Here is a 12339-nt window from a genome sequence, read left to right as displayed (position 1 = left end):
TACTTTCTTCTTCAATTTTAATATGTTTAAGTATATCATGCAAGCTGTGCGTTAACGGACTTTGATTTGGGTTTGCAAAACCTTAAACTAAGTATCTTTGAATTCACATTTACACTTGCACCACAGCAACATGATTCGCACGTTTTGAGCCTCAACACATCTTCAAAATCGTTCATGATTGGTGTATGATACTTCATGAGAGGTAACACTATGAAACGTAAAGAAATAATGAACGCAAAACGCATTGTAATTAAGATTGGGTCCTCATCACTCACCCATAAAGAAACCGGTGATATCAACTATGCAAAGCTCGAACAGTTGGCACGAGTGTTAGCAGACCTTCGAAGCCAAGGTAAGGAACTTATTCTTGTCTCCTCAGGTGCACAAGCTGTAGGGCGTCAAGCCCTACAGCTCAACCAAATTCCCCGTGAAATGGCAAAAAAACAAGCTCTTGCAGCAATTGGGCAAGCAAAACTCATGACGAACTACCAACGTTTGTTTGCGGAATACAATATCGTGGTTGCGCAAGTGTTAATGACAAAATATACCGTTCTAAAGGGTGAAGCACGTGATAATGCATGTAACACCTTCTCAGAGCTCTTAGCAATGGGTGTGATTCCCATCGTTAATGAAAATGATACGGTAGCCACCCACGAAATTGAGTTCGGTGATAATGATCACTTGTCTGCATTTGTTGTAGCGCTTATTGACGCCGATGCATTGATAATCTTATCGGACATTGATGGTTTTTACACCGACGATCCCAACACAAACCCCACTGCATCCCTAATTAGTCATATTGAACAGATCACAGACAGCCACTTGGCAATGGGAAAAGAAACCAGTTCATCTACGGTTGGAACCGGTGGCATGCATGCTAAGATTGATGCTGCTAAGATTGTTACGGAATATGGTGCTTGTATGGTTCTCGCAAACGGTCATGATGTGCGAATTATTCAAGACATCACTACTGGTTCAGAGATTGGGACATATTTCGCACCACAGCCAACAGCACAATTCAGAATTGAAGATTATCTCTAGGAGGACCTATGAAAACAATTGGAAACAATGCACTTCAAGCAAAGCACGATGCACTCAAGCTAACAACTACACAGAAAAATAGCATCCTAAAAGATCTCGCTATCGCTTTGGATACGCATAAAGAGCGGATTCAAACGATCAATCAATTGGATGTCAATAACGCACGCGAAGCTGGCTATGATCTCGCATTCGTTGATCGCTTGATTCTTAATGATGCACGTATTGACTGCATGATTGCAGGCCTTGCGTCCCTCATTAATGCTCTTGATCCTATCGGTGTGAGCCAAGAAACCATTTACCCTGAAAACGGGCTTGATATCGAACGCGTAAGTGTCCCTTTGGGTGTAATTGGCATTATCTACGAATCCCGTCCAAATGTTACCCTTGATGCTTTTGCCTTATGTTTTAAAAGTAGCAACGTTGTTATTTTAAAAGGCGGTAAGGAATCCATCAAAACAAATACAATGTTAGAAACAATCATTCAGGATGTCTTAATTCAACACAATTGCAATCCCTACCTGATTCAACTAATCAAAGATACCAGCCGTGTTTCTACAAACGAAATGATGACCATGAACGGTATCATTGATGTGCTTATTCCCCGTGGAAGCTCAGGGCTTATCCAAACTGTTGTCGCTCATGCAACAATCCCTGTCATTGAAACGGGTGCTGGTAATTGTCATATTTATGTCGATAAAGATGCTGATGGTGCGATGGCTCTTGAAATCATCAAAAATGCCAAGTTACAGCGTCTGAGTGTCTGCAATACAATGGAATCACTTGTTGTTCATCAAGATATAGCGTCACAATTTTTGCCAATGCTTATTCACTCAATGCCATCCGTAACATTCTATGGGGACGAACACAGTCGCAACGTTGTTGATATTCTTCCTGCACACGACGAAGACTTTGCACGGGAATATCTTGCTGAAGCAATGTCCATCAAGGTAGTTGCAGACATTGATGAGGCAATAAAGCACATTAATCATTACAGTACCCATCACTCTGAAGCAATTATCACAGAGAATCAAGAAACAGCCAGACAATTCCAACACGAAGTTGATTCCGCAGTCGTGTATGTAAATGCCTCTACCCGCTTTACAGATGGTGCTGAATTTGGATTTGGAGCAGAGATTGGGATCAGCACGCAAAAACTTCACGTGCGTGGACCAGTCGGCCTTAGAAATCTAACGTCCTATAAATACCTCGTTCATGGTAATGGACACATCCGCCCTTAGTCATCTAAAGAGGACTTGCCACTTAAAACATGAAGCTCACGATTAACTCAGTGGCAATCACGCGTTAGATTTCTTCTTTTCTGACACATATACTAACTATCAAAAAAAGACAAACTCTAACGATGTTTGTCTTTTTTGTCATGGACACAACGTCCTCTACATTTTTTTTACAAGTTTCATGCGGATAAATTCTTCACGTTCTTTCTCTTCAAGCGCTTCAGAAATTATCTTGATGTTCTTTTTTAAGTCTGGAATCACAATGAGATTCAAAGCGTTAGCACGTTTACGACTCTTTTCAATCGCTTTGGCCAACCGATACATGCCATTGTCCAGTTCGGCTAACTTCACTGTGTAGTATTTAACTTGCCGCATTTTGAGATAAACTTCATCCAATCTTGAATTGGAAAGACCCAGTGCGTACGGAATCTTCACATCGGATTCCTGCAATGTTACTTTGGGAATGTCAATTCCCATTACGGAGCGATACACGATGGTGATATCCTCTTCAACAGGCATTAACTGAGCAAGCCGATCAATGACACCATAGCTGACGTTTGCGCGTTGCAACGCGCGGTATGCTTCATCATAGGCAGCATCAATAACATCTCTTAACTCTTTTACATCATCCATCATTTTTGATAGTTCTTGCATCAGAATGATGCGCTTGCGATCCATCAACTCATAGCCCAAGTTCGCTAAACGCAGTGATTCTTTACTGGCAAGTAAATTTCCCTTGGTAATTAGCATTCTAGTTTGATCCTGAGAACAAGACTGGGTCTACAAGTGATGGGCTGTTTTGATTAAAGTAGATGACCGCTTCTTCATTGTTATAGTATGTATTGAGTGTTTCTTCATCCAAGCGATCAAGATCGTATTTTGGAAGCAGCGACAACAAATACCAGCCAATATTCAGTGTTTCTTCAATACTACGATTTGCTTTATCACCTTGACCTACAAAGTAGTGTTCGAATAATTTTCCAAACGACAAGTACTTTTGGTCATGTAAGGATAACTCATCCAAACCAATAACTGAGGCTAAGTTTCGCACATCAATAACTTTCGCGTAGGCTGCAAACAATTGTGCCGACACACTGGAATGATCCACACGTGTTAACCCTTCCCCAATTCCGTCCTTCATCAATCGTGAGAGAGATGGCAATACGTTTATGGGTGGATAAATTCCTTGTTGGGTCATATTTCGATCCAATACAATTTGTCCTTCGGTAATATATCCAGTACAATCCGGAATCGGATGAGATATGTCATCATTAGGCATTGTTAAAATTGGAATTTGTGTTAGTGATCCCGTACTTCCTTCAATACAACCTGCACGCTCATACATTGAAGCTAAATCAGAGTAGAGGTAACCCGGATAGCCTTTTCGGCCAGGAACTTCCTCTTTTGATGAACTGTACTCACGCAACGCTTCACAGTATGATGTAATATCCGTCATGACAACAAGAATATGCATGTTCTTCTCAAAGGCAAGATATTCAGCTGCTGTTAAGGCAAAACGTGGCGTGAGAATGCGTTCAATGATTGGATCATTGGCAAGATTTAGAAACATGGTAACATGATCCATAACCCCATGATCCAAAAATGTTTGCTTAAAGAATGCAGCAACATCATGTTTTACACCCATTGCTGCAAAAATAATCGCAAAGTCCTCACCACTGGCGCCATGCAGTTTTGCTTGGCGGACGATTTGTGCTGCCAATTCATTGTGTGACAAACCACTTCCTGAAAAAATCGGCAACTTCTGACCGCGGATAAGTGTATTCAATCCATCAATTGCACTAACACCTGTATTGATGAAATTACGCGGATAGATGCGGGATACAGGATTAATGACACGACCATTGATATCGGCACTCTTTTCAATAAAATTGGGGCCAAGTCCATCAATTGGTTGTCCTGAGCCATTGAATGCACGACCCAAAATTTCTTCAGAAAGACCAATTTCAATGGGTCTTCCTGTCAACTTGGAAACAACATTGTTCTTGGAAAGACCTTCTGTGCTTTCGAAAACTTGAATCAAGGCACGATCACCTTGGAGTTCAATAATACGACCCAAGCGCGTATGACCGTTGTCATCAACAAGTTCTACCAACTCATCAAACGAGGCATTTTCAACACCTTCTAAGGCAACAAGAGGACCATTAATACTTGATAATCCTTTAAAATAGACACTCATAGTTGGTACCTCCTACGCTACTGATGCGAGTGCATCATCAACTTTTTTAGTATATGCATCGAATTGCGTTAAATCTTCATCGATAACATATTTTAGTCCAATAATTTCTTCGAATATACGGGTTTCAACGATGGCAGACATCGTTTTGCGTTGATGCAAGAGTTCTTGACATTGTTCCATCGTATATTTATACAACTTAAGCATGGCATATTGTTTCTGTAACGATACCGAACTGTCAAACTTATGGAAGGCATTTTGTTGTAAATAACCAACACGTATGACGCGCGCCATCTCAAGTGTTAACTTTTGACGGTCAGCAAGAACATCTTGCCCGATAAGTTTCACAATTTCCATCAAACTTGTTTCTTCGTTTAAAATAGACAATACCATTTGTCGTAAGTCCGTAAAGTCTTCAGCAATGTTTTCTTTATACCATCCTTGCAACTGAACTGTGTACTCGGAATAACTCTGTACATAGTTGATGGATGGAAAGTGACGAATGTATGCAAGTGACTTATCCAATGCCCAGAAGCATCCAATAAATCGTTGTGTATTTTGAGTTACAGGTTCTGAGAAATCAGCACCTTGAGGAGAAATTGCGCCAACAATGCTTATTGAACCAATATCGCCATTAAGTGTGTCCACAAAAGAGCTGCGTTCATAAAATTGCGCGAGACGCGAAGCCAAATATGCTGGGAAACCCTCTTCAGCTGGCATCTCTTCAAGACGACCAGACAACTCTCGCAACGCTTCAGCCCAACGGGACGTCGAATCCGCCATAAGAGCCACATGGTAGCCCATGTCGCGGTAATATTCAGCAAATGTGATTCCAGTATAGATCGATGCCTCTCGAGCCGCTACCGGCATATTAGAGGTGTTTGCGATTAAAATTGTACGCTCCATCAATGTGCGACCTGTTTTAGGGTCAACAAGCTCTGAAAACTCTTCAAGAACTTGCGCCATCTCATTACCACGTTCACCACAACCAATATAAACGATGATATCTGCATCACACCATTTTGCCAATTGGTGTTGAAGCATGGTTTTCCCTGCTCCAAAGCCTCCTGGTATTGCTGCGCTCCCACCCTTTACAATGGGAAACAAAGTATCGATAACGCGTTGACCTGTAATCAGAGGTTCTTTCGCATCTATGCGACGTGCAACAGGGCGTTCATGACGTATTGCCCATTTCTCTGATAATGTAAATGATGCACCATTATCAAGTGTTAAAACAGTATCATCAAGCCTGAAGTCGCCGTCAATACAATCACTTGTAACAACACCCGACGACTGCGCCATCAAGCGGTGCTCAATTGAACCTGTTTCTGCAAATGTTGCATAAATTTGCCCGTGAGATACGGTATCTCCTTTTGAAACGCGGTATGAAACGGACCATGTCTTATCATCAGGTAATGTACGCATCGACTGACCCACATCTAAATATGAGCCATACTTCGCGGATAAACCTTTTAGAGGACGGCCAATTCCATCGTAGATATTTCCCAAAAGTCCGGGTCCCAGTTCAACACTTAAGGGTAAACCAGTATGTGTAATTGCCTCTCCGACTCGCATGGATGTCGTTGATTCATAAACTTGAATGGTAACAAAGTCATCAGCGATCCCAATAACCTCACCCATGATCTGTTTATCACCAACAAAAACCATTTCCGACATTACAAAGTTATCAACGTCTTTACTTTTAAGAATCGGACCATTAATCCAATAAACTGTACTCATTGTGATCCCTCCTAAATTCCGACATTGCTTTGCGCAATGAATGTTTTGATGGCATCTTGATATCGTGTTTCAAGTGTAAAATCATACACTTGTTTTCCATGCTCACAGATAAAACCACCCAAAGGCAGATCCGTGATTTCATAGTTTAATCCTTCGACAAAAGACCGATCTTCTTCACGAACTTTAAATGTTGATTCTTTCAAATCAAATTCGTGCTTCAGTGTTTCCAGTGCCGATTCAAAATAATGCTTATACTGATCAGAGTGTGAAAATGCGACAACATCATCATGCAACGAATTCGAAAATTCTTTCATGAGTTCTGCACGCTTGGCACGCAATTTCTTTGCCACATCAAAACGCATTTCAGCCTCAAGCTTGCTTTGTTCTTTTGCAGCTTGATTTTCAATTCTTTCAATCTGTGTTCGGAGTGCGCCTTCCTTTTGATTTCGGTATGAGCGCACTTCTTCTTCAATCTGTGTTTTAAAGCCTTCATTGATCTCGACGGTTCTCGCTTGTACATCTTCGACAATCGAATCGACAATTTCAAGAGTAATTTTTGCTTTCTCGCCTGCCATCTAGACCACCTTTCCAATAATTTTAGAAATCGTCGCATCAATCATTGATTGAACTTCGTGTGATTTGTGACGATCGGATATTTCAACAATTAACGGTTCTGTCCTGTTGAGCTTTAAATCCAACAAGGTTTCACGATCAAGATCAAAAACAACTGAAGTCAAAAGAAGAATTCCAATTGATTTATCGGCAAAGACGGAATCCAATGCTAATTTTAAAGCATCAATATCATGAACGACAACCCCTTCGATACCAGCGAGTCTGAGTCCCATTTGGGTATCGACGTTGTCACTGATAACAAACATTTTCATAGTTTATTGATGATCAAGATTGCGATAAGTAGACCATAGATAGCAACCCCTTCTGCCAAAGCAACAAAGATCATCGCTTTACCGAAGTTATCTGAATTCTCAGAAATTGCGCCAATAGCTGCCGGTGCAGCTTGCCCTACCGCATAACCAGCACCAATTACAGAAGCACTGACAGCAAGCGCAGCAGCAAGGAATCCCATTCCTTGAGCACTACTTCCAGCAAAACCAGCCACTTGCTCTTCAGCAGCAAATGTTGTCCCACCTATAACCACAATACCAACTAAAACAACAAAGAATGATGAAACTTGCATCCAAACTCTAAATTTAGCGCTGCGTGCATCTACTTTGCCACGGAATACCGGAATGAGCGGTAAGGTAATAACGGCCACTAACACAAGTGGTAAAATAATTTCAAATGTACTTAACATATATACTTTCCTCCTAATTAACAGATTTAAATGGCTTTCCGCCACCGTCGTAGAAACGACTAAACATTTCATAGTATTCCAAACGCAAGGTTTGAATACCAACAATCAGTCCTTCAAGACCAATTACCAAAATATTTCCAAGGATCATAACCAGAATCCCTGCATTTCCTGACATATCTTTCAATGTCATAACAACACTCATCATTCCCGCATGACTGAGTATAAAACCGCCTACGCGTAGAAACGACATGGTATTGGTTACAAATCCAAGCAGAACTTCAAAGAGTTCGAAGAAGCCCTCGACAATGTAACCGCCCCACCCTTCATGCGGTGTTACACGAACTTTATTCATAAAGTTTGTGAGCGGTTCTTTAAATAAAATAACCGCGAGTGGTATCGCAATAAACAACACAATTGTAAGCGGGTTGATGATGCTTGACCCCAAAGCCATTGCAACAATTGCAGCCATTACAAATCCATAGAAGATTAAACCCGCAAGGCCATTTTGAGAAAAAAGGCCACGATCATAATCTTTACGTCGGATAGACAAGAATGTATTCATTGCAATGGCTGTTAGGATTAAAACAACGCCAATTGCAACTGTTGAAATCAACAAGTTCATGGTCATACTTGGGCTTTGAACGTGAATCGGAAGTCCAATTGGCTTTAGCAATGGCATCAGTAATTCCTCATTCCCAAATACCGATCCATATAAGAATCCAAAGAATGTTGAGAAGATACCAATGCGTGCCATGACGCCACCCAGTTTCATGCCCTTCTTCTTATAAAGATAATAGCCCATCAATGAAATAACAATTCCCTGTCCCACATCTCCAAACATAATTCCAAACAAGAGTGCGTAAGTAATTGCAAAGAATTTAGTTGGATCAAATTGCCCATATTTTGGCAATCCATACATTTCCACAAGCATCTCAAACGGAGCGGCAAACCATCCGTTAACAAGACGTGTTGGCGCCAAGAGATTGGGTTGTGCTTCAGGTTCGAACTCATGTGTTTTTACTCGATCATCAAACAAACCTTCAAATTTTTGAATCCGCGCTTCAGGAATAAATCCAGCAATCGTTGCTTCTTCATTATAGATTGTAATGTACTTATAGTACGACTCTTTCAATGATTGGTTTTTAACATACCCATAAACAGCATCCAAAGCTTCGTTAAAGTTGTAATCTGTATGTTCCTCTGTTGATTTTGGAACAACTAAGGGTTCAAAATAGAGACTTTCAAAAAGTTCTTCAAAGTATGCAGTATCTTCTTTCAAACACACATAGAGAATCCAACCATAATGTTTGGTGCGATGTAACTCAGTAAAGACAAAGCGTTCATTATAATGAGTCACAATTTTCGAAAGGGAATTAGTTGGAACGCGTCCGAACCCAATACTTACAAAGCCATTCTCAATATCGTCTAAGGGATACTCATGCAGTTTATCCAAGGCAATACGATCATCATCGGTCAAACTTGATAATGTCGACTCCACATCGTGAATGGTATTGTAGATTTGTTCTGCTTCCACTAATTTCTTTTCCACCTGGTCTGGCGTAAATACCGTTCCCAGTTGTGGTTGTAAATTCAGTTTTAAGTCCTGATTTAAGCGTTCGAGGCGCGATAAATAATTTTCATAAATACGTTCACTGGGATACGCTAAACCACCATCCCCTTCGGTCATAATATCGGTTGACAATTCCGGATGGAAGTTCTTACAATTCATGATGCCCTCAATCATATTGAGTACATTGTCAGGATTTGTGACTGCAAGAACAAAACTCATTTTTTCAATTGCCACTTCAACACCTCCTACACAATTAGCAATTTATAGATTTCTTCAGGATTCATGTTATAGCGAACCCCTTCAATAATATCGGTGATATTCTCAATCTCTCGATGTAACAAGAACATGTACGCAAACAATGTTAAGTTTGTATTTGTTGCAAATCGCATCATACGACGAAATATCTTAAAGCGAATTGAATTCAAGTGCAATTCAATATTAACGGTTTCTGGGATTGCAGCATACTTTCCGTAAGGTGACTGGTGGAATGCATCCAAAAATTGATCTGCATCCAATTTCACAATCCAATCATTCATCACACGTTCTGGAATAAAATGAGGATGATAGTGGATACGTGCGAAGATATCACGCGGTTCAAAATTATAATACTTCTTCATTCGATACACATAACCAATCGTATCCAACTCTTCATTCATAAATATGACACCTTCGAGTTCTTTTCTGTTTGACTCTTTGGCAACCAATTTAAGTAAGAAGTTTTGATAATAAACACGCAATGCATCTTCACTGACACTCAAATCAACATCTTCATCCAATAGATTATTTAAAATATTTTTATAGTCTGTCGTACTTAGAAATTCATGCACCTCAGCAAAAGTCTTACATTGTGCAAGTTTATGAATATCAATTGTTAACAAATCATTCAAGTCCCCTACATAATAATTAATGTGATGGCTGACATTGGATTCAATTGCATGAAGAACATAAAGAATTTGGTCTATTTCTGTACGCTTTGTATAGAATTGATAAAACTTCATATGCTCTGGTTGTACATAACGCATAAGTTTGAGAAACTCAAGTTGCCCTTTTAAACGAATGCGCTGTTCAAGTACATCACGATGGATCGCCTTCTCATTAATTCCATCAAGTACATCACCATACCGCGTTTCATTTTTGAGATATGCGGCAATACCAGGAACATCGCCTTGATTAATCAGTGTTCGATACTGACTGCCGGTCAAATGTTGCGCATAAAAGGAACGCGCTTTGGTAGACATTGCATAATCACTGGCCATCTATTGTAGTGATCCTTTCAAATAGCGTTTGATACCATTCTTCCGATGCACTCGCAAACCGTTTTATTAAGTCTTCGACACGTTCCTCATATTGTTGATCATACTTTGGCTGTAACTCATTCATAAACGCTACAGACGCCGCTTCCGTCGCTGCAGTTTTTTCGATAAGTCGTTGCGCAATCTCTTGATCGATTTCTTTTTTAGTTGCTTTTAATTTTTCTTCTTCATCAGCGTGCGATACAACACAAGTCTCTATATCAGACTTGGCTTCCGCATTGGCTTTTAGAATTCTTAGAATGTAATCATCCATACATATCCTCCTTAAAAGACAGAATCAATAATACTCCTTTAATACCCCAAATTCAAGAAAATTGTTTCATTTACTGTTTTAATTTGTTATAATACAAATCGATGGAGCAGTACCCAAGAGGCTGAAGGGGTCGGTCTCGAAAACCGATAGGAGTTCACGCTCGCGGAGGTTCAAATCCTCTCTGCTCCGCCATTTAATTTTCAACCTTAACCTTGTTTCGGCAAGGTTTTTTTATTGTTCTTTTTAATTAAAACACTTGCATAGTTCTTAGTCAACAGTCTAGCATACATTCACATATAAAGAGCGCTTTCAGCAACATATTCAAGGCATATTCATAATTCTTAAAGAAAAGAACAACCCGTAGGTTGCTCTTGTTTTTAACGCATGTAGTATGGTTTTACTTGACGTGGTAAACCTTTTTCATCATACATGATTTCTGGTTGACCAACTAATAGTGGTTCAAAGTAAGCGTGTGCTTCTTTTGAGATTCCTTCGAAGTTTGGTAAGATCCATTCTTCTGGGAAGTGACGTACATGGTTTGCAATGTTGCTTGATGCTGTAGCACCATAAGTAACATCGTATTTGTCACCTTCAACACGTGTAACATAAACTGTCATACCTGTGAATGATGGGTCAATTGAACGCATGTGTGCTGACATTCCTAATTGGAATGATTCTTCAACGTCAACTTTTGATTGTTCCGTTGCATGTGAACGTTGTGCATTGCTTAAATCTTGAACTTTTGCACGTTCTGAGATTCCTGCTTCCAAGATCATTTCCTTGATAGCATTTCCTGCTCCACCTAAAACAGCATGTCCGAATGTATCATTTTTTGATTCACCCGCTGCAAGGTATGTACCATCAGCGTAGTGAACACCTTCTGATACAACAATGTAGCATTTGTTTTTTGCATCAACATGTTTTTTAACAGCTGCTAAGAATGCTTCTTTTTCAAATGGGTGTTCTGGTAAGACAAGAACATCAACAATTCCAGAAACACATGAACTTGCTGCTAACCAACCTGCATCGCGTCCCATTGTTTCAAGAATAAATACATCTTGACGTGTATAAACAGTTGAATCTGTCCATGTTTGTAATGCTGTTGTTGCGATGAATTTTGCTGCTGAAGCAAATCCTGGCGCATGGTCCATAACCATTAAGTCGTTATCGACAGTTTTTGGGCAACCAACAAATTGGTGTCCTGTAATGTTGTTTGCTTTTGCATATTCATCCAAAGCAGCAACAGTATCCATTGAGTCGTTTCCACCTGTGTAGAAAACAGTACGGATATCATGTTTTTTAAGAATTGCGAACAATTTCTCAAAATCAGCAACGTTTTCACGTTTTAATTTGTAACGGCATGATCCCAATGCACTTGATGGTGATTGACGTAACACACGGTTTTCGTCATCACTCATATTTGTGAGGTCATAGAATTTCTCGTCTAAGATTCCTTCAATTCCGTGTAAACCACCCAATACTGTATCATAAACAGGATTCAGTTGGTTTGCTTTAACGACACCTGCAACAGTAGCGTTAATAACTGATGTTGGCCCTCCTGATTGAGCCACTAAACATTTAGCCATATAGTATACATACTCCTTTTTTTACCATATACATTATACACAAAATAAGCAGAAATAACCAACGAGATTATGAAATACCCTACTAAAAAGGAAAC

12 protein-coding genes and 1 tRNA gene are annotated in these 12339 nt (G+C 39.9%); 3 read left to right on the top strand and 10 right to left on the bottom strand.

Features of this window, described 5'->3' with window-relative positions; translation table 11 throughout:
• Positions 1 to 210: 210 nt before the first annotated feature.
• Together proB and G7062_RS06410 are read left to right on the top strand one after the other, a co-directional pair.
• Positions 211 to 1041 carry a glutamate 5-kinase gene (proB, locus tag G7062_RS06415; RefSeq protein WP_166065088.1) on the top strand — a complete coding sequence of 277 codons (831 nt, stop codon included), beginning with the start codon at positions 211 to 213 and terminating at the stop codon, positions 1039 to 1041.
• Positions 1042 to 1049: 8 nt separating this feature from the next.
• A complete protein-coding gene (locus G7062_RS06410; protein WP_166065087.1) occupies positions 1050 to 2279 on the top strand; it encodes a glutamate-5-semialdehyde dehydrogenase in 1230 nt (409 codons plus the stop codon).
• 156 nt (positions 2280 to 2435) lie between these two features.
• On the opposite strand, the gene G7062_RS06405 is transcribed toward G7062_RS06410, so the two are convergent.
• The 9 genes from G7062_RS06405 to G7062_RS06365 are packed head-to-tail and all read right to left on the bottom strand — an operon-like array spanning position 2436 to position 10658.
• Positions 2436 to 3026 (bottom strand): V-type ATP synthase subunit D, encoded by a 591-nt coding sequence (locus tag G7062_RS06405; RefSeq protein ID WP_166065086.1) that lies wholly within the window; start codon positions 3024 to 3026, stop codon positions 2436 to 2438.
• Position 3027: 1 nt separating this feature from the next.
• Positions 3028 to 4473: a V-type ATP synthase subunit B gene (locus G7062_RS06400; protein ID WP_166065085.1), complete on the bottom strand. Its 1446-nt coding sequence runs from the start codon at positions 4471 to 4473 to the stop codon at positions 3028 to 3030.
• Between the two features lie 12 nt (positions 4474 to 4485).
• A complete protein-coding gene (locus G7062_RS06395; RefSeq protein WP_166065084.1) occupies positions 4486 to 6210 on the bottom strand; it encodes a V-type ATP synthase subunit A in 1725 nt (574 codons plus the stop codon).
• Positions 6211 to 6221: 11 nt separating this feature from the next.
• Positions 6222 to 6785: a hypothetical protein gene (locus tag G7062_RS06390; RefSeq protein WP_166065083.1), complete on the bottom strand. Its 564-nt coding sequence runs from the start codon at positions 6783 to 6785 to the stop codon at positions 6222 to 6224.
• The gene (locus G7062_RS06385) at positions 6786 to 7094 is read right to left on the bottom strand and encodes a V-type ATP synthase subunit F (RefSeq protein ID WP_166065082.1); all 309 of its coding nucleotides are present in this window, start codon (positions 7092 to 7094) and stop codon (positions 6786 to 6788) included.
• The gene (locus G7062_RS06380) at positions 7091 to 7522 is read right to left on the bottom strand and encodes an ATP synthase subunit C (RefSeq protein WP_166065081.1); all 432 of its coding nucleotides are present in this window, start codon (positions 7520 to 7522) and stop codon (positions 7091 to 7093) included. The genes G7062_RS06385 and G7062_RS06380 overlap by 4 nt, the downstream gene beginning before the upstream one ends.
• Positions 7523 to 7535: 13 nt before the next feature.
• Positions 7536 to 9326: a V-type ATP synthase subunit I gene (locus G7062_RS06375; protein WP_166065080.1), complete on the bottom strand. Its 1791-nt coding sequence runs from the start codon at positions 9324 to 9326 to the stop codon at positions 7536 to 7538.
• 11 nt (positions 9327 to 9337) lie between these two features.
• Positions 9338 to 10348, bottom strand: a complete 1011-nt coding sequence (locus tag G7062_RS06370) for a V-type ATPase subunit (RefSeq protein ID WP_166065079.1) — start codon at positions 10346 to 10348, stop codon at positions 9338 to 9340.
• The gene (locus tag G7062_RS06365) at positions 10338 to 10658 is read right to left on the bottom strand and encodes a hypothetical protein (protein ID WP_166065078.1); all 321 of its coding nucleotides are present in this window, start codon (positions 10656 to 10658) and stop codon (positions 10338 to 10340) included. The genes G7062_RS06370 and G7062_RS06365 overlap by 11 nt, the downstream gene beginning before the upstream one ends.
• A 103-nt stretch (positions 10659 to 10761) precedes the next feature.
• On the opposite strand from G7062_RS06365, the gene G7062_RS06360 reads away from it, so the two are divergent.
• Positions 10762 to 10850: transfer RNA gene (locus G7062_RS06360), tRNA-Ser, on the top strand.
• Positions 10851 to 11035: 185 nt separating this feature from the next.
• Here the strand turns inward: G7062_RS06360 and G7062_RS06355 are convergent.
• Positions 11036 to 12244 carry a diphosphate--fructose-6-phosphate 1-phosphotransferase gene (locus G7062_RS06355; protein WP_166065077.1) on the bottom strand — a complete coding sequence of 403 codons (1209 nt, stop codon included), beginning with the start codon at positions 12242 to 12244 and terminating at the stop codon, positions 11036 to 11038.
• Between the last annotated feature and the right edge of the window lie 95 nt (positions 12245 to 12339).

It is taken from the genome of Erysipelothrix sp. HDW6C (assembly GCF_011299615.1).
In the GTDB taxonomy this organism is placed as follows: domain Bacteria; phylum Bacillota_I; class Bacilli_A; order Erysipelotrichales; family Erysipelotrichaceae; genus Erysipelothrix.
The sequence above is the reverse complement of the archived record's forward strand: the minus strand, read 5'-3'. Positions and strand labels throughout refer to the sequence as shown.

Excerpts from the sequence above, each read along its gene's own strand:
- G7062_RS06410 (WP_166065087.1), top strand. The coding sequence starts at position 1,050 with ATGAAAACAATTGGAAACAATGCACTTCAAGCAAAGCACGATGCACTC.
- G7062_RS06355 (WP_166065077.1), bottom strand. The coding sequence starts at position 12,244 with ATGGCTAAATGTTTAGTGGCTCAATCAGGAGGGCCAACATCAGTTATT.
- proB (WP_166065088.1), top strand. The coding sequence starts at position 211 with ATGAAACGTAAAGAAATAATGAACGCAAAACGCATTGTAATTAAGATT.
- G7062_RS06390 (WP_166065083.1), bottom strand. The coding sequence starts at position 6,785 with ATGGCAGGCGAGAAAGCAAAAATTACTCTTGAAATTGTCGATTCGATT.
- G7062_RS06400 (WP_166065085.1), bottom strand. The coding sequence starts at position 4,473 with ATGAGTGTCTATTTTAAAGGATTATCAAGTATTAATGGTCCTCTTGTT.
- G7062_RS06370 (WP_166065079.1), bottom strand. The coding sequence starts at position 10,348 with ATGGCCAGTGATTATGCAATGTCTACCAAAGCGCGTTCCTTTTATGCG.
- G7062_RS06395 (WP_166065084.1), bottom strand. The coding sequence starts at position 6,210 with ATGAGTACAGTTTATTGGATTAATGGTCCGATTCTTAAAAGTAAAGAC.
- G7062_RS06365 (WP_166065078.1), bottom strand. The coding sequence starts at position 10,658 with ATGGATGATTACATTCTAAGAATTCTAAAAGCCAATGCGGAAGCCAAG.
- G7062_RS06380 (WP_166065081.1), bottom strand. The coding sequence starts at position 7,522 with ATGTTAAGTACATTTGAAATTATTTTACCACTTGTGTTAGTGGCCGTT.
- G7062_RS06405 (WP_166065086.1), bottom strand. The coding sequence starts at position 3,026 with ATGCTAATTACCAAGGGAAATTTACTTGCCAGTAAAGAATCACTGCGT.
- G7062_RS06385 (WP_166065082.1), bottom strand. The coding sequence starts at position 7,094 with ATGAAAATGTTTGTTATCAGTGACAACGTCGATACCCAAATGGGACTC.